The 26,933-nt window shown below is 39.9% G+C and carries 23 protein-coding genes; 22 read left to right on the top strand and 1 reads right to left on the bottom strand.

Annotation, left to right across the window (positions count from 1 at the left end):
* Position 1 precedes the first annotated feature (1 nt).
* The 13 genes from H0173_RS16380 (at position 2) to prfB (ending at position 14,073) form a co-directional block, all read left to right on the top strand.
* Positions 2 to 943, top strand: coding sequence for an SDR family NAD(P)-dependent oxidoreductase (locus H0173_RS16380; RefSeq protein ID WP_221847588.1), 942 nt, complete (start codon positions 2 to 4; stop codon positions 941 to 943).
* A gap of 29 nt (positions 944 to 972) precedes the next feature.
* Positions 973 to 2,154 carry a UDP-4-amino-4,6-dideoxy-N-acetyl-beta-L-altrosamine transaminase gene (gene pseC / locus H0173_RS16375; protein ID WP_221847587.1) on the top strand — a complete coding sequence of 394 codons (1,182 nt, stop codon included), beginning with the start codon at positions 973 to 975 and terminating at the stop codon, positions 2,152 to 2,154.
* 217 nt (positions 2,155 to 2,371) lie between these two features.
* The gene (gene flaG / locus H0173_RS16370) at positions 2,372 to 2,740 is read left to right on the top strand and encodes a flagellar protein FlaG (protein WP_221847586.1); all 369 of its coding nucleotides are present in this window, start codon (positions 2,372 to 2,374) and stop codon (positions 2,738 to 2,740) included.
* Between the two features lie 17 nt (positions 2,741 to 2,757).
* A complete protein-coding gene (locus H0173_RS16365) occupies positions 2,758 to 4,686 on the top strand; it encodes a flagellar hook-associated protein 2 (RefSeq protein ID WP_221847585.1) in 1,929 nt (642 codons plus the stop codon).
* 62 nt (positions 4,687 to 4,748) lie between these two features.
* Positions 4,749 to 5,150, top strand: coding sequence for a flagellar export chaperone FliS (gene fliS / locus H0173_RS16360; protein WP_221847584.1), 402 nt, complete (start codon positions 4,749 to 4,751; stop codon positions 5,148 to 5,150).
* Entirely contained in the window at positions 5,150 to 5,497 is a 348-nt protein-coding gene (gene fliT, locus H0173_RS16355; protein WP_221847583.1) for a flagellar protein FliT, read from the top strand. Before fliS ends, fliT begins: the two co-directional genes overlap by 1 nt.
* A gap of 36 nt (positions 5,498 to 5,533) precedes the next feature.
* Positions 5,534 to 5,734 carry a YjfB family protein gene (locus H0173_RS16350; protein ID WP_221847582.1) on the top strand — a complete coding sequence of 67 codons (201 nt, stop codon included), beginning with the start codon at positions 5,534 to 5,536 and terminating at the stop codon, positions 5,732 to 5,734.
* A gap of 538 nt (positions 5,735 to 6,272) precedes the next feature.
* Positions 6,273 to 6,578 (top strand): hemolysin XhlA family protein, encoded by a 306-nt coding sequence (locus H0173_RS16345; RefSeq protein WP_221847581.1) that lies wholly within the window; start codon positions 6,273 to 6,275, stop codon positions 6,576 to 6,578.
* Between the two features lie 210 nt (positions 6,579 to 6,788).
* On the top strand, positions 6,789 to 7,340 hold the full coding sequence (gene hpf, locus H0173_RS16340; protein ID WP_221847580.1) for a ribosome hibernation-promoting factor, HPF/YfiA family: 552 nt from the start codon (positions 6,789 to 6,791) through the stop codon (positions 7,338 to 7,340).
* Positions 7,341 to 7,475: 135 nt separating this feature from the next.
* Positions 7,476 to 9,086, top strand: coding sequence for a gamma-glutamyltransferase family protein (locus H0173_RS16335; RefSeq protein WP_221847579.1), 1,611 nt, complete (start codon positions 7,476 to 7,478; stop codon positions 9,084 to 9,086).
* A gap of 31 nt (positions 9,087 to 9,117) precedes the next feature.
* Positions 9,118 to 9,963 (top strand): DUF1028 domain-containing protein, encoded by an 846-nt coding sequence (locus H0173_RS16330; protein WP_221847578.1) that lies wholly within the window; start codon positions 9,118 to 9,120, stop codon positions 9,961 to 9,963.
* Positions 9,964 to 10,229: 266 nt separating this feature from the next.
* Positions 10,230 to 12,737, top strand: coding sequence for a preprotein translocase subunit SecA (gene secA / locus H0173_RS16325; RefSeq protein ID WP_221847577.1), 2,508 nt, complete (start codon positions 10,230 to 10,232; stop codon positions 12,735 to 12,737).
* A 234-nt stretch (positions 12,738 to 12,971) separates the two neighbouring features.
* Positions 12,972 to 14,073 (top strand): peptide chain release factor 2 gene (prfB, locus tag H0173_RS16320; protein ID WP_221847576.1). Its coding sequence is split into 2 segments (ribosomal slippage): positions 12,972 to 13,043 and positions 13,045 to 14,073, totalling 1,101 coding nucleotides; the frame shifts between segments, so codons are not numbered across the junction.
* A gap of 117 nt (positions 14,074 to 14,190) precedes the next feature.
* On the opposite strand, the gene H0173_RS16315 is transcribed toward prfB, so the two are convergent.
* Positions 14,191 to 14,838 carry a hypothetical protein gene (locus H0173_RS16315; protein WP_221847575.1) on the bottom strand — a complete coding sequence of 216 codons (648 nt, stop codon included), beginning with the start codon at positions 14,836 to 14,838 and terminating at the stop codon, positions 14,191 to 14,193.
* A gap of 656 nt (positions 14,839 to 15,494) precedes the next feature.
* Here H0173_RS16315 and H0173_RS16310 point away from each other — a divergent pair.
* The 9 genes from H0173_RS16310 (at position 15,495) to H0173_RS16270 (ending at position 26,908) form a co-directional block, all read left to right on the top strand.
* Positions 15,495 to 16,355 carry a YitT family protein gene (locus H0173_RS16310; protein ID WP_221847574.1) on the top strand — a complete coding sequence of 287 codons (861 nt, stop codon included), beginning with the start codon at positions 15,495 to 15,497 and terminating at the stop codon, positions 16,353 to 16,355.
* Between the two features lie 54 nt (positions 16,356 to 16,409).
* Positions 16,410 to 16,757, top strand: a complete 348-nt coding sequence (gene cccB, locus H0173_RS16305) for a cytochrome c551 (RefSeq protein ID WP_221847573.1) — start codon at positions 16,410 to 16,412, stop codon at positions 16,755 to 16,757.
* 275 nt (positions 16,758 to 17,032) lie between these two features.
* Entirely contained in the window at positions 17,033 to 17,719 is a 687-nt protein-coding gene (ftsE, locus tag H0173_RS16300; RefSeq protein ID WP_221847572.1) for a cell division ATP-binding protein FtsE, read from the top strand.
* Positions 17,709 to 18,602, top strand: coding sequence for a permease-like cell division protein FtsX (gene ftsX, locus H0173_RS16295; RefSeq protein ID WP_221847571.1), 894 nt, complete (start codon positions 17,709 to 17,711; stop codon positions 18,600 to 18,602). The genes ftsE and ftsX overlap by 11 nt, the downstream gene beginning before the upstream one ends.
* Before the next feature lie 640 nt (positions 18,603 to 19,242).
* Positions 19,243 to 20,703, top strand: a complete 1,461-nt coding sequence (locus H0173_RS16290) for a S41 family peptidase (protein ID WP_221847570.1) — start codon at positions 19,243 to 19,245, stop codon at positions 20,701 to 20,703.
* A 234-nt stretch (positions 20,704 to 20,937) separates the two neighbouring features.
* Positions 20,938 to 22,131, top strand: a complete 1,194-nt coding sequence (locus H0173_RS16285; RefSeq protein ID WP_221847569.1) for a PDZ domain-containing protein — start codon at positions 20,938 to 20,940, stop codon at positions 22,129 to 22,131.
* A 126-nt stretch (positions 22,132 to 22,257) separates the two neighbouring features.
* Positions 22,258 to 23,622: a sigma-54 interaction domain-containing protein gene (locus H0173_RS16280; protein WP_260631230.1), complete on the top strand. Its 1,365-nt coding sequence runs from the start codon at positions 22,258 to 22,260 to the stop codon at positions 23,620 to 23,622.
* Between the two features lie 322 nt (positions 23,623 to 23,944).
* Positions 23,945 to 25,261: a branched-chain amino acid transport system II carrier protein gene (gene brnQ, locus H0173_RS16275; RefSeq protein WP_221847567.1), complete on the top strand. Its 1,317-nt coding sequence runs from the start codon at positions 23,945 to 23,947 to the stop codon at positions 25,259 to 25,261.
* Between the two features lie 51 nt (positions 25,262 to 25,312).
* Entirely contained in the window at positions 25,313 to 26,908 is a 1,596-nt protein-coding gene (locus tag H0173_RS16270; protein ID WP_221847566.1) for an amidohydrolase, read from the top strand.
* The last annotated feature ends 25 nt before the right edge of the window (positions 26,909 to 26,933 follow it).

Genomic DNA, 26,933 nt, shown 5'->3' with positions numbered 1-26,933 from the left:
AATGAAAATATTAATAACTGGTGGAGCTGGATTCATTGGACGAGCTGTTGCTAAAAGGCTCCTGGCTGATGGGCATGAGATTTGGATATTAGATGATTTGTCAAATGGAAGAGAAGAAAATATTGAAGAATTTGGAAATGACATACAAGACTTTATTAAAGGTGATATTAAAAATGAGGAATTACTTGAACTGCTATTTAATGAGACAAAATTTGATATTTGCTATCATTTAGGTGCTTCCATTAATGTTCAAGATTCGATTGATGATCCGAGAACGACTTTTAATAATGATACAGTAGGAACATTTTATATTTTGGAGCAATGCCGTAAACACCAAGTAAAGGTAGTTTTTATGAGCACCTGTATGGTTTACGATCGTTGTGTAGATGTGAACGGTATTACTGAAAATCATCCGATTAAACCAGCCTCTCCTTATGCTGGGTCAAAAATTGCCGCGGAGAATATGGTTTTATCTTATTATTATGCGTATGGGCTACCGACAGTGGTCATTCGTCCATTTAATACATATGGTCCCTTCCAAAAAACAGGTGGAGAAGGCGGAGTTGTCGCCATTTTTATAAAGAAAAAGCTAGCTGGTGAAATATTAAATATTTATGGAGAGGGTACCCAAACGAGAGATCTACTCTATGTTGATGATTGTGCTGAATTTGTAGTTCAAGCAGGGTATTCAGATTCAGTAAATGGAGAAATTGTTAATGCAGGGTTAGGCAGAGATATTTCTATTAATGATTTAGCAATGCTAGTAGTGAATGATGAGTCTAGAATTGAACATGTTGAGCATATTCATCCTCAAAGTGAAATACAGAAGCTTTTATGCAATTATGACAAAGCCAAAGTTCTTTTAGGCTGGGAACCAAAAGTAAGTCTTAAAGAGGGAATTAGTAAAACGGAAGAATGGATTAAGACGAGTCACCTCATTTAGGTGGCTCTTTTTGGAGGAATGATTAGTTTATGACTTTGGCGATTTTAGGCGGTAAACCAGTCCGTGATGCCTATTTATCATATGGCCAGCAATGGATTGATGATGACGATATTCAGTCTGTTTTAGAAACTTTAAAAAGTCCTTACATTACACAAGGACCGAAAATAGAAGAATTTGAACAGGCGGTAGCAAGCTATGCGGGCACAAAGTTTGCTGTGGCTTTTTCGAATGGAACAGCAGCCTTGCATGGAGCATGTTTTGCAGCTGGTGTTGGACAAGGAGATGAGGTTATTACTACTCCTATAACATTTGCTGCAAGTTCAAATAGCGTTCTATACTGTGGAGGGAAACCAGTATTTGTTGATATCGATGAGCGCACATATAATATTGATCCAAATAAATTGGAAAAAGCTATAACACCTCGCACAAGAGCCATTATTCCTGTTGACTTTACAGGTCAGCCTGTTGATATGGAGGCTATCAAGCAAATTGCGGACAAATACAAATTAGTAGTCATTGAGGATGGGGCCCATTCGCTAGGTGCAGCCTATAAGGGGAAGAAGGTGGGGGCTCTAGCTGATATGACTATGTTTAGCTTTCACCCAGTTAAGCACATTACAACGGCTGAAGGTGGAATTATTGTTACGAATTCATCTGAATATGCAGAGAAGCTTCGTCTATTTCGTTCACATGGGATAAAAAATTATGATTTATCAAAGGATGAAGGCCCTTGGTACCATGAGATGGTTGAATTAGGGTATAACTATAGAATGACAGACCTCCATGCAGCTCTTGGCATTTCGCAAATGAGAAAATTAGACATGTTTGTTGAAAAAAGAAGAGAAATAGCGAATCTATATAATCAGGCTTTTTCTGAACTGGATGGTGTAAAAATTCCTTTTCAGTTAGAAGGAACAAATTCAAGCTGGCATTTATATATGATTTCCCTGGATTTAGAAAAATTTAGTGTTGGGCGACGAGAAATTTTTGAAGCACTTCGTGCGGAAAATATTGGGGTTCATGTCCATTACATTCCTGTTTATCTACACCCGTATTATCAACAAATTGGTTATAAGAAGGGCTTGTGTCCGGTTGCGGAGAATTGGTATGAAACGGCGTTAACTATACCTTTGTTTCCAAAAATGACCTTTGAAGACATAGATTCTGTGATTAATGGGATAAAAAAGGTATTAGTTTATTACTTAAAATAATATTTTTTTTAGTGTCATCTTTAATTTGTATTTCAAGTTTTCTCTTTTTTAAAAAGGTGATTTTAGAAAAGAGAAAACTGCCTATATTCAATTAAAATAGATTATTTTTACTCTGTAACTTTCTACTTAATAAACTACATAAAAAACCCCAATTTATTTAACAATTTCCTATATAAGCCGATATAATTTTTAGGATTATAACAGGGAGTTGTTCACTATGAAAATTGATGGATTGTCCTCACCTACTCTCTCAGATAAAGGTATGAAAGATTTTGTAACTAATAGAGTAGAGATAACATCATTAACCGAACAACAAGATAAACAGCTAAGTATACATATGGAAAATGATAAAAAAGAATTATCAAAAGAAGAAGCAGAACATGTAATTAAGGGTATGAATGAGTTTTTAAAACCGAAGTTCACCTCTCTAAATTTTAAAATGCATGAAGAATTAGATCGATACTATGTTGAAGTAGTCGATCAGGAAACAAAGAAGGTAATAAGGGAAATCCCTTCAAAGGAATTGCTAGATATGTATGCAAAAATGACTGAGTTTCTAGGCATTTTTATTGATAAAAAGTTGTAGCAAGGAGTGTTATAAAAATGGAATCGATTCGTTTTTCCGGTTTAGCTAGTGGAATGGACACGCAGTCTATCGTAGATGCAATGATGAAGGCTGAAAGAATGCCATTGGACCGCTTAAACCAAAAAAAGCAAGTCCTCGAATGGCAACGTGATGATTATCGTTCGATGAATACGTTATTAAAAGACTTTGATACTTATCTATTTGATAATATTTTTCGGCAGTCAAAGATGTTGAAGAGAACTGCAACTAGTTCCAATTCGGATTTTGTTACTGCTACAGCCTCTGCTTCTGCTGGGAATGTTTCTTACAAAATTGAAAATGTTACATTGGCTACTGCTGCAAGAAGAGAAAGTACTTCAATTAGTGGAGGGACTAAGATTGATCCTTCAAAGAGTTTGTGGTCACAGCAAGCGAACTTTACAAACAGTGGCATGTCTTGGAAACAAGATGCATCATTTACTATGAATAATTTCACTGTACCTGAAAAAGGGGGGAGTGAATTTCAACTAACTAAAGGTGCAATCTCAGATATTTCAGGTGTCGTTACAGAAGGTAAGATAACTGTTAATCTTAGTGATGGGGGAACAAAGGAGTACTCAGTCATTACTGGTGATATACCCAAAGCGGTGGACCGAACCGATAATAACGTTTATATAGACACCAATACAGGTAAAATGGTATTTGGTGGCCCAGCCCTAGCTAAAGATAGCAAGTTTAGTGTCCAATTTAAACAAAATTATTTAGAATTTGATATTAAAACTTTCGATGAAAATGGCAAACCACAATATAAAAATTTTAAATTTGATGGTACAACATCACTAAATAGCATGTTTTCAAAAATAAATCAAGCTAATACAGGTGTTAATCTTTTCTATGATTCCGGTACTGATAAAGTGGTAGCTATGAGAACAGAAACAGGAGACTTTAACCAGGCTAATGGCGGATTTGAAATGGAGTTTGTAAATGTTACTCGTGATGCTAATGGTAAGGTAACGGAAAATACAGACCCTAATCGTTTAAATACATTTTTTAATGATGTATTAGGGCTAAATAATAGTACTGAAACATCAGGTAGTGATGCTAAATTTACAATCAATGGTTTAGAAACAACAAGAAAATCGAATACCTTTACCATGAATGATGTAACCTTTACACTTAAAAAGAATTCATCTGCATCAACAGATAGTGCTACTATTAATATAAAAACTGACACCGATGAAATCGTCAAAACAATAAAGGAATTCGTCGAGAAATACAATGAAATGATTGGTAAAATTAACGGTAAACTAAACGAAGAGCGCTATAAAACGTTTACCCCACTTTCAGATGAACAAAAAGCAGGAATGAAAGAAAAGGAAATCGAACAGTGGGAAGAGAAAGCGAAGAACGGAATGCTGCGCCGTGATTCACTTTTAACTTCTGGACTTTCTAAAATGCGGATGGATTTATATACAGAGGTAAAATCAACAGCAGCTACCTTGACAGATAATAGATACAATCAACTTTCTGAAATTGGAATAAAAACAACGAAAGATTACTTAGATCGTGGAAAGTTAGAAATTGATGAAGATAAATTAAGGGCAGCCATTGAAGATAATCCAGAGGCTGTTTACCAACTGTTTATGGCAGACGGAACATCAGAACTAAATGCAAACGATAAAAATACTACTCCTGTTTTAGGGATTGCACGGAGACTGCGTAATACTATAGCTGAGACAATGCAAAAAGTTGAAAACAAAGCAGGTAATACATTTAAAACCGAGCACAACTATTCAATGGGTAAGGATTTATTAAGAATTAAAGACGATATTACTCGATTGCAAGATCGATTACAGCAAAGAGAAAAACGCTACTGGAATCAATTTAATGCCATGGAAAAAGCGATGCAACAACTGAACAATCAATCTTCACAGCTTTTAGCACAATTAGGAATGAACAATAAATGATAGAACTCAACCCAGTGATTACAGCACTGATTAGCGGAATATAGAATAAGAGGGTGAGTAGAATGGCGATGAATCAACCTTATCAAGCTTATAAACAAAACTCAGTTAATACCGCTTCTCCTGGGGAATTAACGCTGTTGCTTTATAATGGCTGTTTGAAATTTATTAAGTTAGCCAAAATGGGGATTGAAAATAATAATATTGAACAACGTCATATCAATCTTGTAAAAGCTCAAAATGTAATCAATGAATTAATGATTACCTTAGATATGAATGTTGAGATTTCTAAAAGCATTATGCAGATGTACGATTATATTAATAGACGGTTAATTGAAGCTAATACAAAAAACAGCATAGAAATTCTCGATGAAGTAGAAGGGTTTGTTTCCGAATTCCGAGATACATGGAAAGAGGCCATAAGACTTGCTAAAAAACCACAAATGGCTGAGAGTGGACAGGCATAGTGGAGGCGTTAGTTAAATTTATAAAAAAAACAAAGCAGCTATTAACGCATCTTGAAAATGATTTACCTGTAAATGGCCGTGAGGAATATATTGAAACGACTTTGAAGCTTTTAGATGAAAGGGAGCAAATCCTAAAACAATTACCTGATTTAAAAGCACTTGATCAAGATAGCAAAGCAGAATTAGCTAAACTAGAGGGACGAATGCAGACCTTAATATCTAATCATCAAAATGTTATTAAAAAAGATATACAACTATTGCATAAACAAAAGAAAAATACCCATCAATATGCAGACCCTTATGGGAATATTTCAATTGATGGAATGTTTTTAGATAAGAAGAAGTAAACTTTTTTAACATAGGTTCTAATAGGGAGAGTTCATATGGATATTGCATTTCTGTCAGTTGCCTTAAACCAAGGCCAAATACAGCAGCAAGCCTCTATTTCCATCCTAAAAAAAGCAATGGATCAAGGAGAAGGAAATGCTGATTTACTAACCAAAATGCTGTCCGAAGCAGATGTTAAAGCTATCCAACAAGCTGCACAGCCGCATTTAGGTGGAAATATCGATATAAAATTGTGAACAGAGACTTGAGGCTTTTTTATTGCTTCAAAGATAATGCAGCTAGAGAATAACTAATCGTTTTTCTCCGGCTGTTTTTATATTTTTTTGGATTGCAATTTCTCTCCTCTTCCTCTCTCTCGCCCAAATATTTAAGTAGTTGTAATAATAAAAATAAAAGAAAGAGGTGTCCTACTTGATCTATCAATTAAAAATTACCCTGCAGCATGCAAGCCCTCAAGTCTGGAGAAGGATATTAATCAATTAAGATATGCCGCTAGCGGATTTACATAAGATGATTCAACTTGCTTTGAATGGTCTGCTTTCCACTTGCAATGTTTTGAAGAACGGTAAACAAAACGACTAGATTTAACTAGTATGGGTATCTCCATTGGAATCCATGATGATGGGCTGTTGGGCATGAATCTTTTGCACTTTCTCACCGATTATGAATTAACACCCAACTAGTAATTACAATGCACAATGTCTATAATCAATACAATGCCTGTCTACAATCATTAATCTCACACAGGCAATCATATAAAAGGAGGTGAATAAAATGGAACATAGCACAATGCTAAAAGAAATCTTAAGTGCATTAAAAATACACTCCGACCGAATGGAGGCAAGATTCGAACAAATTGATGAAAGATTTGATCGAATTGAAACAAAAATGGATCGGATTGAAACTCGAATGGAACAAATTGAAGAACGTTTAGACCGAATGGACGAGCGCTTAGACCGAATGGAGAAGAAAATGGATGGGTTTCGTGTGGAGTTAACTGAAACACAGGAAACGGTTGATTTTGTCTCGAAAAAGACTTTGCAGCATGAACGGAAAATTCGTGAATTCAATCATCAATAGCCTCTTTTATGTCCACTAACTAAACACACTTCAACTCCTTAGGTAAGTTTCAAAAAACCGACAAATTCCACAAACTTTTTCGCTGTACTAGCAGGAGAATTATGGGGTAAAATAGAACTGTAAACATATAGTCTTATTTAAAAGACTTAGCGCCTTTTTCTTACTTTAAAAATGGCGTAGCATTTGTAAATGAAAAGGAGGAGCTCACTTATGAATTTTAACATTCGTGGTGAAAACATTGAGGTAACTCCAGCAATTCGAGAGTATGTCGAGAAGAAAATTGCTAAGCTTGAAAGGTATTTTACTGAAACTCCTGAATCAACTGTACATGTTAATTTGAAAACGTATCAAGATAAAACATCTAAAGTGGAAGTTACAATTCCAATGCCGAATTTAGTGCTTCGTGCAGAGGAAGTTCACGATGATATGTATGCAGCGATTGATTTAATCACTGATAAGCTTGAGCGTCAAATTCGCAAGCATAAGACAAAGGTGAACCGCAAGTTCCGTGAGAAGGGCAATGTCCCAGCGATGTTCGTCACTCTGGATGAATCTGAAAGAATGCCAGCTGATGAAGATCAAGAGCTTGAAGTGGTTCGTCAAAAGAGCTTCGATTTGAAACCAATGGATAGCGAAGAAGCGATCCTTCAAATGAATATGTTAGGTCACAATTTCTATGTGTTTACAAATGCTGAGACAAGTCTAACTAACGTAGTGTATAAGCGCAAAGATGGCCGTTATGGTCTGATTGAAGCTCAATAACGATAAAGTTTCAGAACCCCGCCTAGTGCGGGGTTTTTACATTTCCTTCGAGTCACGAAAAAAATCTTCCAGATACACCTTAATTTTAAAATAATTTGGTATAATCTAAATAATAAGATTAAGAGGGTGTTGCTAATGAATTTTGATTTTCAGTTTCATCCGTATCCATCACAAAGAACGACTGTCATGGCAAAGAGGGGAATGGTTGCGACCTCACAGCCGCTTGCCGCACAGGCTGGACTGGATATATTAAAAAAAGGCGGAAATGCCATTGATGCAGCGATTGCCACGGCGGCTGCCTTAACCGTTTTGGAGCCGACCTCAAATGGAATCGGTGGAGATGCGTTTGCGCTCGTTTGGACAAACGGGAGTCTTTACGGGCTTGATGCTAGCGGTCCTGCGCCACAAAGTATTTCGATCCAAGCGCTTAAGGAAAGAGGACATGAAAAAATGCCTGTTCATGGCTGGATGCCGGTTACGGTGCCGGGAGCTCCTTCCGGATGGGCTGAGCTTTCGAAAAGATTTGGCAGGCTTTCACTCCGGGAAGTCCTTCAGCCAGCTATTGATTATGCGGAGGGTGGCTACCCGTTAACCCCTGTTTTAGGGAAGTATTGGGATTTTGCTTACCGCAGATTCAAGCAGGTGCTGAAGGGGGACGAATTCCAGCATTGGTTTGATACCTTTGCTCCAAATGGAAGAGCGCCAAAGATTGGTGAGATGTGGCGTTCAGAAGGTCACGCGGCAACATTGAGATCCATTGGTGATACATACGGTGAAAGTTTTTATCTGGGTGAATTAGCAGAAAAGATCGATGCATTTGCGAAAAAATATAATGCATTTCTTTCAATAGATGACTTAGCCGGGTATAAAGCGGAATGGGTAACACCGATAAAGGTTAACTACCGTGGCTATGATGTGTGGGAAATCCCGCCAAGTACACAAGGGCTCATTGCGTTATTAGGTTTAAATATTGTAAGCGGTTACTCCTTTAATCACCGGGATTCTGTGGATACGATACATAAACAAATTGAAGCGATGAAGCTCGCTTTTACAGATGGAAAAGCTTATATTACCGATCCGAAAGAGATGAGAATTGAAATAGAGGAGCTCCTTTCAGATGAGTATGCGGCCAAGAGAAGGGCTGAAATTGGCGAGCAGGCTCTAATACCGAAACCGTATCAGCCTGTTAGCGGAGGAACGATTTATCTTGCTGCTGCTGATGAAGAAGGGAATATGGTTTCGTTCATTCAAAGCAATTACATGGGATTTGGCTCAGGTTTGGTCGTTCCAGGGACAGGCATTGCCTTGCAAAACCGAGGACATGATTTCTCTTTAGATCCTAGCGACCATAATGCTTTAAAGCCAGGGAAGAAGACATTCCATACGATCATTCCTGGATTTTTAACAAAAGGGAATCAGGCTGTCGGTCCTTTCGGGGTAATGGGCGGATTTATGCAGCCGCAGGGACATATGCAGGTAGTAATGAATACCGTTGATTTTCACCTTAATCCTCAGGCTGCTCTAGATGCGCCGAGATGGCAGTGGATGACAGATAAAAAAGTTCGAGTTGAACCACATTTTCCGCTTCCGTTGGCACAGGCTCTGATGAGAAAAGGGCATGAAATTGAAATGATGGCCGACACAGGCGGATTTGGCCGCGGACAAATCATTTGGCGTGATTTAGAAACGGGCGTTTATATGGGAGGAACCGAATCGCGTACGGACGGAGCGATTGCGACTTGGTAAATATTTTTTCAAAAAAAGGGGAGGCATTTAAATGACATTTTCAATTGTTGGTTACGATCCAAAGGAAAAAGAATGGGGCATTGCTGTTCAATCTAAGTTTCTCGGTGTCGGAGCGGTTGTACCGTTTGCCAAAGCAGGAGTTGGTGCGGTTGCCACTCAATCATATGCGAATACATCCTATGGACCGAGGGCGCTCCAGTTAATGGCTCAAGGGAAAACAGCGCAAGAGGTAATGGACATCATCACTGGGGAAGATCCGCAAAAAGATCTGCGTCAGGTTGGAATTATTGATGCTGAAGGGAACACGGCGACCTTCACGGGATCAGGCTGTTACGACTGGGCTGGAGGGGTAGCAGGTCCCCATTTTGCAGCTCAAGGAAATATATTAGTAGACGAAAAAACAGTGAAGGCGATGGCAGACACTTTCCAAAGTGCAGAAGGATCATTGGCAGAACGCTTGCTTGCCGCACTAGATGCCGGACAGGAAGCTGGCGGGGATAGCCGTGGTCAGCAATCCGCAGCGCTGCTTGTAGTAAAAGATAAAGGAGGCTACGGCGGATTCAATGATCGCTATATCGATCTCCGAGTTGACGAACACCCGGAACCGATTAAGGAGCTTATTCGGATTTATGAGCTGCAGCAGCTTTATTTCGCTCCTGCAAAGGAAGGGAATATTGTAGAGATTGCGGGGGAAGTAAAAGAGACGGCAGCCCGGGAATTGGTCCGCCTACAATATTTAGAGACTGAGCATGACGATGAACTGTTCCATAAAGCGTTAACCACATATATTCATACAGAAAACTTTGAAGCACGTGAACAAGCGAAGGGGAAAATTGACCTTGACGTGGTAGAATTTATGAAAAAACAAGGAAGGTAGCGGGGAGGATTCTCCGCTATTTTTTTCTCGATTTTTAGGAATGTGTTAACCCCACCTGTGCAATTAGAAACTCCTTTTACAACTGAAAAATTTGTCAACATGCCTCGCCTCACCCCCATAAGTTGTCACCCCCTAGTGAAAGTGGTAATATTAATAGGTATAATGTGAGAGTTCATGGGAGGATTCAGCCGTTTTGCAGCGAATCTTTTTTTAAACTAGCGGCTTTTTACAATGCCTCTCATATCCAATATAAAGGAGCGTTTTTAATGCTTGGAATTTTAAATAAAGTGTTCGATCAGAATAAACGCGAACTAAAACGCCTAACTAAAATTGCAGAACAAGTTGAGGCATTGGCTTCAGATATGGAAAAGCTTTCGGATGATGAGCTCCGCGGGAAAACAGAAGAGTTCAAAGCGCGCTTTCAAAAGGGCGAATCTTTAGACGACTTACTCGCTGAAGCATTTGCTGTTGTAAGAGAAGGTTCACGCCGTGTGTTAGGTCTATACCCTTACCCTGTCCAAATCATGGGGGGAGCTTCTTTGCATGACGGAAACATCTCCGAAATGAAGACTGGGGAAGGTAAAACACTTACAGCGACTATGCCGGTTTATTTAAATGCGATTTCAGGCAAAGGGGTTCACGTTGTAACAGTCAACGAATACCTTGCTAGCCGTGACGCCAACGAAATGGGTCAGCTGTATGAGTTCCTTGGCCTAACTGTTGGGTTGAATTTAAATGGGCTAACTAAGGAAGAAAAGCAGGCAGCCTATGCAGCAGATATTACGTACAGCACGAATAATGAGCTAGGCTTTGACTATCTCCGTGATAACATGGTTCTGTATAAAGAGCAAAAGGTTCAGCGCCCGCTTTATTATGCTGTTATTGACGAGGTTGACTCGATTTTAATTGATGAAGCCCGTACACCGTTAATTATTTCGGGGTCTGCGCAAAAGTCTACAGCACTTTATATTCAAGCGAACGCTTTTGTCCGCACACTGAAAAAAGATGAAGACTACACATATGATGAAAAAACTAAAGGGGTTCAGCTGACAGAAGAAGGAATGACAAAGGCTGAGCGTGCTTTCGGCATTGAAAACCTTTTTGATATTAGACATGTAACGTTAAACCACCATATTACACAGGCTTTAAAAGCGCATTCCAGCATGCATCTTGATGTGGATTATGTTGTGCAAGAGGGCGAAATTGTCATTGTAGACCAATTTACTGGTCGTTTGATGAAGGGCCGCCGCTACAGCGATGGGCTTCACCAAGCGATTGAGGCAAAAGAAGGTCTAGAAATTCAAAATGAAAGCATGACGCTCGCAACAATTACATTCCAGAACTACTTCCGTATGTACGAGAAGCTTGCCGGGATGACAGGTACAGCGAAGACGGAAGAAGAGGAATTCCGCAATATTTACAATATGAATGTTGTTGTGATTCCGACGAATCGTCCAATTGCCCGTGACGACCGTCCGGATTTAATCTACGCTTCAATGGATGGAAAGTTCCGCGCGGTTTGTGAAGATATTGCGGAGCGCCACAAAAATGGACAGCCTGTTCTCGTTGGTACAGTTGCGATTGAGACGTCAGAGCTTATTTCAAAATATTTAACGAAAAAAGGCATTCGTCACAATGTCTTGAACGCGAAGAACCATGGTCGTGAAGCTGAAATTATTGCAGATGCCGGTGAAAGAGGCGCTGTTACGATCGCTACGAACATGGCAGGACGTGGTACGGATATCAAGCTTGGAGAAGGCGTGAAGGAGCTTGGCGGACTAGCTGTTATCGGTACAGAACGCCATGAAAGCCGACGGATTGATAACCAGCTTCGCGGCCGTTCCGGACGTCAAGGAGATCCTGGTGTAACTCAATTCTACCTTTCAATGGAAGATGAACTGATGCGTCGATTCGGTTCTGATAATATGAAATCCATGATGGCACGTCTTGGCATGGATGACACTCAGCCTATCCAAAGTAAGATGGTATCAAGAGCTGTTGAATCTGCTCAGAAACGAGTGGAAGGCAATAACTTTGATGCCCGTAAACAGCTTCTATCTTATGATGATGTTCTACGCCAGCAGCGTGAAATTCTCTACACGCAGCGTAATGAAGTTTTAGAATCAGAAAATCTTCGTGAAATCGTTGAAAAAATGATTTTAACTTCTCTCGAGCGCAATGTTGAAGCCTTTTCACCGAATACAGGCGATGATGAACAATGGAATTACCAAGGTCTCGTTGATTATGTAAATGGAAACCTCCTTCATGAAGGTGACATTACAATTGATGACCTTCGCGGCAAGGAAACAGAAGAAATCGTAGATGCGATTTTTGCAAAAGTGAAGCATCGTTACGATGAAAAAGAAGAATTGCTTCAGCCTGAGCAAATGCGCGAATTCGAAAAGGTTATCGTTCTTCGTGCTGTTGACTCTAAGTGGATTGACCATATTGATGCAATGGATCAGCTTCGTCAAGGTATTCACCTTCGTGCATACGGTCAAATTGACCCATTAAGAGAATACCAGCATGAAGGCTTCGCGATGTTTGAGCATATGGTTGCTGCCATTGAAGAAGATGTTGCGAAGTACATTATGAAGGCTGAAATTCGCAATAACCTTGAGCGCCAAGAGGTCGCAAAAGGGCAAGCCGTGAATCCAAAGGAAGACGGCGAAAAGGTAAAGAAAAAGCCTGTCGTAAAGCAAATTAGCGTTGGTCGAAATGATCCTTGCATTTGCGGAAGCGGCAAAAAGTATAAAAACTGCTGTGGCGTTTAATTTTTAAAAAAGAGGAGGCCGGCGAGCCGTTGATAACTGGTAAGCCGGCTTTCTTGTGGTTACTTTTAATGTTGAAAATAGACTTAAATTCATACTGAATGAGCGAATTGATAAAAATATGGACGCAATTTTACTAGGTCAAATTGATTTTAGGTGTGAAAATTTTTATCTTAGACAGTATAATAAATATCATGTTTGTAAAAATGAAGGTTATAAAAATTATGAGGTGACGAAATGGAATTAGCAGATATTAGACATGAGTTAGAAAAAGCAGCTAAGCGATTGGCGGACTTTAGGGGGTCTCTTTGACTTAGAAAACAAAGAGGCACGTATTGCAGAGCTTGACGACACAATGCTTCAGCCTGGTTTCTGGGATGATCAGCAACAGGCACAGGTTGTGATTAGTGAAATGAATGCTTTAAAGGATCAAGTTCATGAGCTTTATGATTTAAATGCAATTTATGACAATCTTGAGTTAACTTACGAGCTTGTGAAGGAAGAAAATGATGAGGAGCTTAAGGCAGATCTTGAGACAGAGTTAAAGGAAATGTCTAACCGTTTCAATGAGTTTGAGCTTCAGCTTCTTCTAAGCGAGCCATATGATAAAAATAATGCCATCCTAGAGCTTCATCCTGGAGCAGGCGGAACAGAGTCACAGGATTGGGGCTCCATGTTGCTTCGTATGTACACAAGATGGGCGGAAAAGAAAGGCTATAAGGTTGAAACCCTTGATTACCTTCCGGGAGATGAGGCTGGAATCAAGAGTGTCACTTTAAGTATTAAGGGACACAATGCTTACGGGTATTTGAAAGCGGAAAAAGGTGTACACCGTTTGGTTCGGATTTCACCATTCGACTCTTCAGGCCGACGCCATACTTCATTTGTTTCTTGTGAGATCATGCCGGAATTTAATGATGAAATCGATATCGATATTCGTACAGAGGATTTAAAAGTCGACACATACCGTTCAAGCGGTGCCGGCGGACAGCACGTCAATACAACAGACTCAGCGGTAAGGATTACACATCTTCCAACAGGTGTAGTTGTAACATGCCAAACCGAACGTTCCCAAATTAAAAACCGCGAGCGCGCCATGAAAATGCTCCAAGCCAAGCTCTACCAAAAGAAAATTGAAGAGCAAGAGCAGCAAATGGCTGATATCCGCGGCGAACAAAAAGAAATCGGCTGGGGAAGCCAAATCCGTTCCTACGTATTCCATCCATATTCCATGGTCAAAGACCACCGCACAAACACGGAATCTGGAAACGTCCAGGCAGTGATGGATGGGGAACTCGATCAATTCATCGATGCTTTTTTACGTTCAAAATTAAGCTAAACATTAATAGCCTTTGCCAGCTAATCGAGGCAAAGGCATTTTTATTTGGAAAAATTGGCGTTTGCCTATGATGAAAGTGGAGCAATTACGTGGATTCTTTACGATTATTCCGTTCGATCAATGTGTACGGTTTTTGTTTCTTTTAATATCTAACTTATCAGAAATAATTTGAAAAGCTTCTTCATGCTGATCTAATTTTGATTCAATATGTTTCAAGTGGCTTCTAAACTCCGTCGCATGATTCTGAACAGTCTCTTCCAGCCTGTGAAGACTTTGTTCAACCGTATCGAATCTTTGATCAACCATATCAAATCTTTGAGCTATAGAACTAAATTCTTGATTAACCGCATCAAATCTCTGATCGACGGCATCAAATTTTTGGTCAACCGCATCAAATCTCTGATCGACAGCATCAAATTTTTGGTCAACCGCATCGAATCTCTGATCAACAACTTTAAATTTTTGGTCAACCGCATCAAATCTCTGATCAACCGCATCGAATCTCTGATCAACAACTTTAAATTTTTGGTCAACCGCATCAAATCTTTGATCAACCGCATCAAATCTCTGGTCAACAACTTTAAATTTTTGATCAACCGCATCAAATCTCTGATCAACAACTTTAAATTTTTGATCAACCGCATCAAATCTCTGATCGACAGCATCAAATTTTTGGTCAACCACATCGAATCTCTGATCAATAGAATCAAATCTCTTCGAATGGTCCTTTAACTGGTCTAATATTTCCTTAAGAATTCTCTCCATTTTGTCACCTCCTTATCGTGATTATAACACAGAAAGCTGGCAAGCAATGTTGTTCAATTGGATAAAAAGTGGGAATTGATTTCATTTAGACAAGAACTCTAGACATACTGCAAATTTGCAGAAAAAAACTTGATTTAACTAAATAATAACTTTCTCCTTATAGTTTAAGCCAACGCTTCACAACCTACTACGGAGATACTCTCTCCATTATTTTACCCCTTTAACACAGCAATCTACTGGCATTTACACATAATTCCCACCATGCTATACTCACTGTCGGAAAGTGTAGAGTTAAGCAACACGGAGACTTGTATAAGCATTTTTTTATCGGACAAGAACAATGGAAAAATAGCATGAAGTGGTCAATAAACAATTTTATTGGACAAGTACATAGAAAAAATAACCCGAAGTGGTCAATAAACAATTTTATTGGACAAGTACATAGAAAAATAACCCAAAGTGGGTCAATAAATGACTTTATTTGACAAGTCTATAAATAAAACATCACGTGATGTCCAATAAGCAGCTTCATAACAAAGCCCGAAAGTGATCTTTCTCAAACAGCCAAGTTCATAGTAATACATATACAAGAAATATTAGTTACCTAATAGACATAAACCATAACAAAACCAGCGCAAACATCAAAGGAGAAAACCATGTCAAAAAAACATAATTCATCCCAATCAACTTTAGAAACCATTCAAGAATACTTCTTAATCCTCCTTGGCGCAGCCATAATTGCAATAACATTTAATGTGTTTCTGCTGCCAAACCAAATTGCTTCAGGCGGCGTCAGCGGGATTAGTACGATTTTGGCTGCGGTTGTAGGCTGGGAACCGGCGTATGTGCAGTGGGCTTTTAATATTCCGCTTTTTGTTGCGGGAGTTATTTTTCTCGGAAAACAATTTGGGATAAAAACGCTCGTTGGGACAGTATTTCTGCCGTTTGTCGTGTTTCTCACAAAAGGGTTTGAGCCTTGGACACATGATTCGCTGCTCGCTTCCTTATTTGGCGGAATCGGTGTTGGCCTTGGCTTGGGGATTGTATTCCGCGGAAAAGCGTCAACCGGCGGCACGGATCTTGCTGCACAAATTATTAATAAGTTTACGGGGCTTACACTAGGTACTTGTGTAGCGATCATCGATGGATTGATTGTACTTACAGCTGCAATTGTATTCGATATTGAAAGAGGGCTTTATGCGCTCCTAGCGCTTTATGTGACGAGTAAAACAATTGATATTGTACAGATCGGATTCGGCCGATCCAAGATGGTGCTGATAATTACGGAAAATCAAAATGAAGTTCGTGATGGAATTTTGAATAAAATTGACAGAGGTGTGACAAAACTAACAGCATACGGTGGTTATACTGATAATGAGCGCCCAGTGTTGATGTGTGTTGTTGACCAGACAGAATTCACAAAGTTGAAACAATTGGTCAAAACCATTGACCCGACAGCGTTTGTCGTGGTTACAGATGCCTCTGAGGTGCTTGGCGAGGGTTTCAAACGGGTGTAGAGTATTGGTATAATATAGCTGTAGTATGTAATTTTTCCAGAGGGGGATATTGCGTTGAAAAAGAAGCTTCTTGCACTACTAATGGGTACTTCTCTTGTCCTTGCAGCTTGTGGCGGCGGAGGTAATGCGGACAATAAGAAGGACACGGGCACAACAACAGGCGGAGAAACAACAACAGCTGGAGCAGGAGATGCGGAAAAGCTGTTTAATCAAAAATGTTCAAGCTGCCATGGCGCGAACCTTGAAGGCGGCGTAGGACCTGCACTTAACAAAATTGGTTCCCAGCTTTCTAAGGAAGATATTGAAAACATTCTAGCTAACGGGAAAGGTGCAATGCCTGCGGGACTTCTTAAAGGCGATGAAGCATCAAAAGTAGCAGAGTGGCTAGCTGCTAAGAAATAAGGTTTCCGAAAACGTTCTGTCCACCCGACGGAACGTTTTTATTATTTTTGATGTTCATATGTGGGACGAGAGAACCGTCCCCTCGTCACGTTTCCCTCTATGAAAAGAAAATGTAATATTTTTTCAAAGTAATTAGGCAAGTGTTGATGTTATAATGGAAAAGTATGATTCAATAATTGTCGTTTTCTGGGTGTCGTATTTTATCGAATGTTGTTTTTATATAGACGTTTTTGCCAATTCAGTCGAATTAAACCACAAAAAATTAGGTGATGTATATGATAGAAATGCAGGATGTATATAAAAAGTATCCGAATGGAGTTGTCGCGGCAAACGGGATTGATGTGCATATCAAAGCCGGAGAATTTGTATATGTAGTTGGTCCAAGCGGTGCCGGGAAATCAACTTTTATTAAAATGATGTATAGAGAAGAAAAGCCAACTAGCGGGACGATTATGATCAATGGTGTCAATCTTGGGAAATTAAAGGCGAGCAAGGTTCCACTTCTCCGCCGTAATATTGGTGTCGTGTTCCAGGACTTTAAATTGCTGCCGACGCTATCAGTTTATGAAAATGTAGCTTTTGCACTTGAAGTGACAGAGGAACAGCCGAAATATATTAAAAAGCAAGTAATGGAAACATTGGAGCTTGTTAATTTAAAGCATAAAGCACGCATGCTTCCAACAGAATTATCAGGGGGAGAGCAGCAGCGTGTGTCGATTGCGCGCTCGATTGTGAATGCACCAAAGGTTGTCATTGCGGATGAACCGACAGGAAATCTAGACCCGGATACATCTTGGGAAATTATGAATATCTTCGAAGAAATTAATACAAGGGGCACGACTGTCGTGATGGCTACACACAATAAAGAGATTGTTAATACGATCAAACACCGTGTAATTGCCATTGAAAGCGGAAAGATTGTTCGTGATCAGCAGCGAGGTGATTATGGCTATGAAAGCTAGAACTTTACGACGTCATTTAAGAGAAAGCTTTAAGAGTTTGGCGAGAAATGGCTGGATGACGTTTGCCTCTGCTAGTGCTGTTACAGTTACGCTCATTTTAGTTGGTGTATTTTTTGTCATCATGATGAATTTAAATAAAGTAGCTACTGATCTTGAGGCTCAAGTAGAAATTCGTGTTCATATTGACGTGGCTGCGAGTAAAGAGGATCAAAAAATCTTAGGTCAGAAGATTGAAAAGATTCCTGAGGTGAAATCAGTCAAGTACTCTCCAAAGGATCAGGAGCTTAACAATTTAATTAAGAGTTTTGGAGACGAAGGGGAAGCGTATAAGCTTTTTGAACAGGACAACCCTCTAAATGATGTGTTTGTTGTGAAAACGGTTAAGCCTGAGGACACCATGATGGTCGCGAAAAAGATCGAAAAAATGGAATATGCGTCGAAAGTAAAATACGGCCAAGGAAAAATTGAAAAGCTCTTTTCAATCATCAAAACTAGTCGTAATGTTGGGATTGTTCTAATCATTGGACTGTTATTTACAGCGATGTTCCTGATTTCCAATACAATTAAAATTACAATTGTTGCAAGAAGAAGAGAAATTGAGATTATGAGATTAGTAGGGGCAACAAATGCCTTTATCAGATGGCCATTCTTCCTAGAGGGCCTATGGCTCGGGCTTCTTGGCTCTTTTCTGCCAATCGCGCTGGTTGCCACATCCTATTATTATCTCTACGATTTATTACAGCCAAAGCTTTCAGGAAACTTTATCGAGCTGCTCCATGTTAACCCGTTTATATACCAAATATCTGGATTGCTGCTCCTAATGGGCGCCTTGATCGGTATTTGGGGAAGTATGATGTCAGTTCGAAAGTTTTTAAAAGTATAATGATAATGCAGAAGGAAGGGGCCGAGTCCTCTTCTTTTTTTTGTTTGAAAAACATTCAGAAATGTTCTAATGCTCCCGTTATTGCAATTCTAATAAAAAAACAGTCAAATAGAACGCCTCAATATTCCGAAAATCTCCTCTCCTTAGAAATTTGTTCAAATAGAACGCCTCACCATTTCCGAAAATCTCCTCTCCTAAGAAAATAGGTCAAATAGAACGCCTCAATATACCCGAAAATCTCCTCTCCTAAGAAATTTGGTCAAATAGAACGCCTCACCATTCCCGAAAATCCCCTCTACTAAGAAAATAGGTCAAATAGAACGCCTCAATATTCTCGAAAATTCCCTCTCCTAAGAAAATAGGTCAAATAGAGCGCCTCAATATACCCGAAAATCCCCTCTCCTAAGAAAATTGGTCAAATAACCCGCATCAATGCCCTCAAAATCCCCACTCCCCTCAAAAAACACTCACACAACCCCCCCCACCCATAAAATCTCTCATAACCCGTCCACTTCCCACATATATTGAATTACTAAGGCATCCCTATTAACAAAAAAGGCAGGCATGATACTGGAAAAAAGCCAAGCATTCACGTCGTTAAATATCATTTGAATGTGCAGCGAATAGAAAGGAAGATGGGATGAATAGAAAATGGATGGCTTTATTGATGACCGGTTCGCTTTTGACAGGAGCGGGCGGTACATATGCAGGGATGAAATGGCTGAATCAAGGGACACTCCTCGATGGAGCGGAAATGGATACTTCCCATAAATCGGACAACATGTTGCCACAGGCCTTAGACAGTGGGGTTTTGGGAAAGGTCGAGCAAGCTTACAGCCTTATTCTGAATAGTTATGTGGAAAAAGTAGAGGAAAAGCAGCTTGTCGAAGGGGCGATTCAGGGGATGCTGGCCACGCTTTCCGATCCATATTCCATTTATATGGACAAGGAAACGGTTAGGCAGTTTAATGAGACGCTTGAGTCCTCCTTTGAAGGAATTGGTGCTGAAGTTGGCATGGAGGATGGAAAAATTATTATCGTATCGCCATTTAAAGATTCTCCTGCTGAAAAAGTGGGTTTAAAACCGCGTGATCAAATTTTGAAGGTGGATGGGGAGAGCATAAAAGGGCTGGACCTTTACCAGGCAACGTCTAAAATTCGCGGAAAAAAAGGCACGATGGTGAAATTAGAAATTGGCAGGGAAGGGTTAAAAGAGCCGATCACTGTGCAGGTCCAGCGGGACGAAATTCCTCATATGACCGTGTTTTCTGATCTGAAAAGACAAGATGGAAAAGCGATTGGCTATATTGAAATTACTTCATTTTCTCAAGACACAGCGGATGAATTCAGAAAGAGCTTAAGGTCGTTGGAGAAAAAGGGATTAGAGGGCTTAGTGATTGATGTCCGGGGCAACCCTGGAGGGCTCTTGATTTCGGTTGAGGAAATTTTAAGAGAACTGGTGACGGGTGAAAAGCCGTATATTCAAATCGAAAAGCGTGAAGGCGAGAAGAAACGCTATTTCTCTACTTTAAAAAAGGCAAAAGACTATCCGATTGCTGTGTTAATTGATAATGGCAGTGCTTCTGCATCAGAAATACTGGCAGGTGCTTTAAAAGAAGCTCAAGGGTATCCGCTTATTGGGGTGAATACGTTTGGAAAAGGGACAGTCCAGCAGCCGGTTCCGATGGGGGATGGCAGCAATATTAAATTAACTTTATATAAATGGCTCACGCCGGATGGAAACTGGATTCATAACAAAGGTATCAAGCCAACAATTGAAGTGAAGCAGCCGAAAATATTTCATACCCATCCACTTCAGGTTGAGGATGCATTAGCCAAGGATATGAATAATGAGCAAGTGAAAAATGCGCAGGAAATGCTTGATGGTTTAGGCTATGCTCCTGGCAGAAGCGATGGATACTTTAGTGAGTCGACTGTAACGGCGGTTCGCGCATTTCAGCAGCAGCACGACCTGACACCATCCGGGAAAATTGACAAGAAAACAGCTTCCACACTCGAAAAGGCAGTAATAGCTGAAATGAAAAAAGAGGAAAATGATATGCAGCTTCAAACTGCTTTAAGGTTTTTAGCTCGTCAATAAATTAGTACGTACAGCCCTTTTACTGCGATTAAATATAGTCACCGTTTCAATCGAACGGTGGCTTTTTGCTTTTTCCAATAGCTTGAATTCTAACATTTCTCAAAATGAAAACCATTTCAAAAATATAGCAATAGGCTTTAAGTGGACATTTTGATAGAATATAGAGTAATAGGTTAAAATAGTACGATCAAATAAATTATTTTCTGGTTTTGTACATAGAGGTAGGTGGCTAAGTTGGCTCTTGAATGGCTTATTGAAATATTGAAAGGGACAGGCAAGCTTTTTTTGAATCCGGTTTTCTACTATCTTTTCTTCATAGTAGCTTTATTGGGCGTTTCACGTGTGAAGCGGGAGAGAAAGAACTTTCATGTTCGTGCGGAGAATGCTTATTTTGAGCTGAGGCAGCTGCTTCCGTTAGGCATAATCATTGGACTAGTGCTGTCACTCGTTTCTATCACCGCCGGTCTAGTTGTTCCGCTTGAAACGATTGTATTTACTGCTATTTTTACATTGGTGTGGAGCATCACAACGAGGATTCGGTGGATGGCACCTGCATACACGCTAGGTTTTGCTTTTTTTGCGACCATTTTTGCTGCAGAGCAACAATGGCAGCTACCGGCATTTTTGACATCAATCAAAGACTCAGAGGAAACTGTTTTTCCATCGATCGCTGTTCTTCTAGCTCTACTATTAATCGGTGAAGGGATTTTGATTTTCAAAAATGGACGGAAAGGCTCTTCTCCAAAACTAATAACGAGTAAGCGCGGCCAGAGAGTGGGCATACATGAGGTAAAAAGGCTTTGGATGCTGCCGCTGTTTCTATTGATCCCTGGAGAAGCATTGAAGGCGCCATTTGAATGGTGGCCGGTCTTTACGGTTGGAGGAAGTACATATTCTATTATTCTTGTTCCGTTTGCCATTGGCTTTTTTCAGCGTATGCAAGGCAATTTGCCAGCCGGTGCTGTGAAGAAAATCGGTAAAAAGGTTATTTGGTTAGGTGTTTTCATCGCGCTATTATCGATTTCAGGCTACTGGTATCCGCTCGCATCGATTGTGGTCGTGACGATTGCGATTATTGGACGCGAAATGATTACATTAAGGCAGAGAATCCAAGAGGAAAATCTTCCGTTTTACTTTTCAAAAAGAAACCAGGGTGTTATGGTATTAGGTATTATTCCTGGATCTCCGGCAAGCAATATGGGTTTGAAGGTAGGAGAGCTGATCACGAAGGTCAATGGTCTTGTTGTTCATGACCGGACAAGCTTCTATGAAGCCCTTTTGAAAAATCGCGCGCATTGTAAGCTAGAGGTTTTTGATGTAAATGGACAAATCCGTTTTGCTCAACGAGCTCTATACGAAGGCGATCATCATGAGCTTGGAATTCTTTTTATTCCGGATGAGATAAAAAATGGCAGTGAGGCGGTATAAATAAGAGGCTGTGCGGGAAATTAAAAATGGGGATCGACCTATGTCGGTTCTCATCTTTTTTTGATTAATCTGAAATTATATATAGTCGTAAACAAGGACTTTCGATGGGAGGGGACCAAATTGGAAATGGAGACTGCGGACTTAAAGCAACTGTCCGATTTTGATAATGTATTAGTCGTAGATAAAACGGGGAAGACGATTTTTTATGATTTGGCGGATTTACATATTTTGAAGAAGCTAGGTGAAAAGCCTGAAGAATTTCTTGGGAAAAATATTACAAGCTTCTATAAAAACCTGACAGAAGAAAATAGCACACTTATGCGGGCGATAAAAACTGGGGAAGCCTTAATTAATGTGGAGCAGCAAATGATTTCGAAAACAGGCAGCTCCTATGTGTCAAAAAGTTCAACATATCCGATCAAACAAGGCGATGAAATTGTTGGGGCGATTGAGTTTTCCAAACATTACTTCACGAAAGAAAATATCCAGTTTCTTGACGAATATGCTGGGCATAAGATGTATAGAAAAAATAATACGATCTACACCATTGACGATATTGTCACCGTCAATCCACAAATGATGGCTGTTAAAGAAAAGATAAAAAAGGTAGCCAGAACGGATTCAACTGTCTTAATTTACGGTCATACCGGTACGGGAAAAGAGGTTGTAGCCCAATCAATTCACAATTTAAGTGATCGGTTTGGCAAGCCTTTTATTTCCTTTAACTGTGGAGCGATTCCTGCGAGCCTGCTGGAAAGTACGTTGTTCGGTACGACGAAAGGCAGCTTTACAGGGGCTGAGGATATGCCCGGGCTGTTTGAACAGGCAGAAGGCGGCACATTATTTTTAGATGAAATAAACTCCCTGGACATTAATCTTCAAGTAAAGCTGCTTAAGGCGATTGAGGAAAAAACGATTCGCCGAATTGGTGGGAAGAAGAATATTCAGCTTGATATCCGTGTTCTTTCAGCAACCAATGAAGACCCGGACCTTCTCGTTGAAGAGAAACGCTTACGGCAGGACTTATTTTTCCGTTTAGGGGTTGTACAAATTAACCTGCCTAAACTTTCAGTTAGGCCGGATGATATTGAAGTGCTTTTGAAATACTATATTAATTTTTACAATAATATTATGAATATCTATGTGGAAGGCATGACCGAGGAGGCTCTCCAGTGCTTTAAAAGATATAGCTGGCCGGGGAATATTCGCGAGCTGAAGAATGCAGTGGAAAATGCGTTTAACCAAGTAAACACATCCGAGATTACCATTGATGATATACCAGATCGAATTCGAAACTTTTCCGGTAAAGCGAATGTAATAGAAAAGGTTCCGAAAGTGCAGTCTTTAAGAGATGCGGTTGAAGACTATGAAAAATCCATCATTATGAACGAATGGATTCAAACAAATGGAAAAATTGCTGAAACAGCAAGGCGCTTAGGACTTTCTAAGCAATCTTTAAAATACAAGCTGGAGAAATACAACATAAAATAATTGTGGTAAAAATATTTTTATGGAGAGGGAAAAATTTTTCCCTCTCTTTTTTTTGTCTATTTTATGACGAAAGCATAAATATTTCCATAATTTAAAAAAGTGGAAAGGCTTACTGAAAAAATTTTTAAGTTAAAAAGCTTGTTAAATCCAGTCGCGAGTTGTCAGAGAGTATTCAAAAAAGGCTAAATTTAAAATAAAATCTTCACTCTCATAAAAATATGGCATAAAAATTGCACTCTAAATAGTAATTCAAAGCAACTTTCGCGAAAGTAATAAAAGGAAATGGAAACGTTTCCTAAAAAAAATGAAGGGTATGAGAAATATGAACAAAACAATACAGCACAGTCTTATATTAGGTTTTGCTCTATTTGCGATTTATTTTGGTGCAGGTAACTTAATATTTCCTCCATCGATCGGAAATGCATCAGGTACGAATTGGATTCCTGCTCTAATTGGTTTCTGCGTTACAGGTATTGCTCTTCCGTTATTAGCGGTTATCGCAATCTTGAACGCTGGCGGGAGATTTGAAGAATTAACAAGACCGATTAGCCCATGGTTCTATAAGGCATTTAATCTATTGCTAATGGTTGGCATTGGTATGTTTGTTACGATTCCGCGCATGGCAGCAACGACTCATGAGCTTGGTGTTCACACTTTATTTCCACAAGTTCCTTCCATTGTCACGATCGTTGTATTCTTTGCGGTCAGCTATTATTTTGCAATGGATAAATCAAACGTAATTGAAAAAATCGGAAAATTTCTAACACCGGTGTTAGTAATCATTCTATTGTTTATTGTTGGAAAAGGAATATTTGATCCGATTGGTACGCCAGTGGCAACAGACTTAAAGTCGCCATTTTCTAATGCATTTATCAGTGCTTATCAAACTGGAGATGTTGTAACTGGAATCTTCTGTGCCCCTATTTTTATCGCAGCGATATTAAGCTATGGCTATAAAGGAAAAGGGATGCGCAAAATTGCACTAACAGGTACGGTTATTGCCGGTCTTGGCCTGTTAATTGTTTACGGAGGCTTGCTTTATATTGGTGCTTCCGGCAGCGGAATGTTCCCAAAAGATATTGATAGTACAACGCTTGTATCGGAAATCGTTAATACCCTATTAGGCAGCGGCGGAGCAATTGCTCTATCCATTGCGATTGCCTTAGCTTGTTTAACATCTGCAATTGGTGTTATTGCAGTTATTGCGGAATTCTTAAATGATTTAACGAAAAACAAATTTAGCTATCGTGCTTGGGTATTAGTTGTATGTCTAGCGGGAATCGGAATCGGGTCTCTAGGAGTGGAGAAGATTATTAATTATGCACTTCCAATTTTCCTAGCTCTATATCCAGTTGCCATCGTACTAGTGTTCCTTGGTCTATTTCGAAAAGTGATCCCGAATCCAGGTTCTTATCGTGGCGCCATTCTATTAACGTTTATCGTGAGCGTGCTCGAGACATTAGGGGTAATTGGTGTAAATATTCCAGCCGTACAGAGATTTATTAGCATACTACCATTCAGTGCAAATGGATTTTCTTGGCTCGTCCCAGCTATTATTGGGTTTATTGCGGGAAGCATCATCTATAAATTTACTTCTGCTAAAGAAGGTCAGGACTCTGCTTTAGTGAATAATGATTAACAGCAAATCATTCATCTGTGTTGAGGCATAAAAAGTTAGGAGAGATTTTTAATGATTGTCGAAAAAACTATTTTCCATAATGGACGTATTTTCACATCTAACCCAAATCAGCCATATGCAAGCGCTATGATCGTTAGTAAGGGGCGTATTGAATGGATTGGCGATGAAAAGGATATGGCGGAAATGGAAGGAGGGCGTGTTGACCTTCAAGGGCGCCGAGTACTTCCGGGGTTCATTGATGCCCACCTTCACCCGGTTTATTTAGCTAATGCTGCAAAGCAAATAGCTTGTACAGCACCACTAGTTCATTCAATTGATGATATGGTAAATGAGATTCGCAAACAGCGTGAATTAACAGGAGCAGAAGAATGGATTGAAGGCTGGGGCTATGATGAAGGGAAGCTAACAGACAAACGTGCACCCCTTCGTTCTGATTTAGATAGAGCTGCAGCTGATGTGCCTGTTGTCGTGACTCGGACTTGTGCACATATCATTTCTGTTAATAGCAAGGCTTTAGAGTTGGCAGGGATTACGAAGGAAACACCAGATCCGCCAGGCGGCCAAATTGACCGTGATGCTAACGGGGAACCGACTGGAATACTGCGAGAAAATGCAAAGCATTTAGTCTTAAATGCAATGCCTGCACGCTCAATTGAGGAAAATGCAACACTTCTCGCAGAGCTAAGCCCATTTTTATTTCAGCGTGGAATTACAGCGATTACAGATCTGATGGCATTAAGGAAGCCGATTGATTATTTAGACATGTATAATGAAGCACGTGACCATGGCCTTAAACAGCGAACAGTCCTTTATTATATATGGGAAGATCTAAAGAAGGAAATGATCTTGGACGAGAACAAGACGAATAGGGAAAATCCGGTTCATATCGGGGGCATTAAGCTGTTTGCTGATGGAAGTGTATCCGGGAGAACCGCATGGGTAAACCCTGCATTCCTTGGTGATGATGAAAACTATGGAATTTCTACGACTTCTCAAGAGGAATTACTTGAAGCGGCTGAGGCAGCAGAAAAGCATGGAGTTCAGCTAGTCGTTCACGCCATGGGTGAGAGAGCGATTGATCAGATTATTGATACATTCTACGGTAAAAAAGGCTGGCTGCAGGATGCTCCTTCTATTCGCATTGAGCATGCGGCCATGCCAACTGAGCAGGCAATCAAGCGAGCAGCGGAAACAAACATCGCCTTTGTTCCTCAGCCGATTTTCCTTTTTGCAGAAATTGAGAGCTATTTAAATAATTTAGGGGCAGAACGAACAAAAACAACCTATCCGGTTCAAAAGATGCTTGAAGCAGGCATTAAAGTGGCGTTCTCTTCTGACGCTCCAGCAACCGCTTGGGCAGATCCGGTTGACCCTTTTGTTAGCTTAAAGGCTGCTGTTACACGGATAGCTTATGATGGCACTGATACAGGTCAAGATCAGGGAGTTGATATAGAAACGGCTATTGAGCTCTACACTCGAGAAGCACAGGTGATTACACGCATCCCTGATGTGGGACAATTAAAGCCGGGCTATTATGCAGACTTCATTATACTTGATCAGGATATCCTTGAAGTCAGCCCAGAAAAGATTGATGAAGTAAGTGTAGAAGCAACGTATATGAACGGAGAAAAGGTATTTCAAAAATAATGCAGAGAGAGGCAGAAGATGATTC

The sequence above is a fragment of the Bacillus sp. S/N-304-OC-R1 genome, from assembly GCF_019749375.1.
Classification (GTDB): domain Bacteria; phylum Bacillota; class Bacilli; order Bacillales; family Cytobacillaceae; genus Cytobacillus.
The sequence above is the reverse complement of the archived record's forward strand: the minus strand, read 5'-3'. Positions and strand labels throughout refer to the sequence as shown.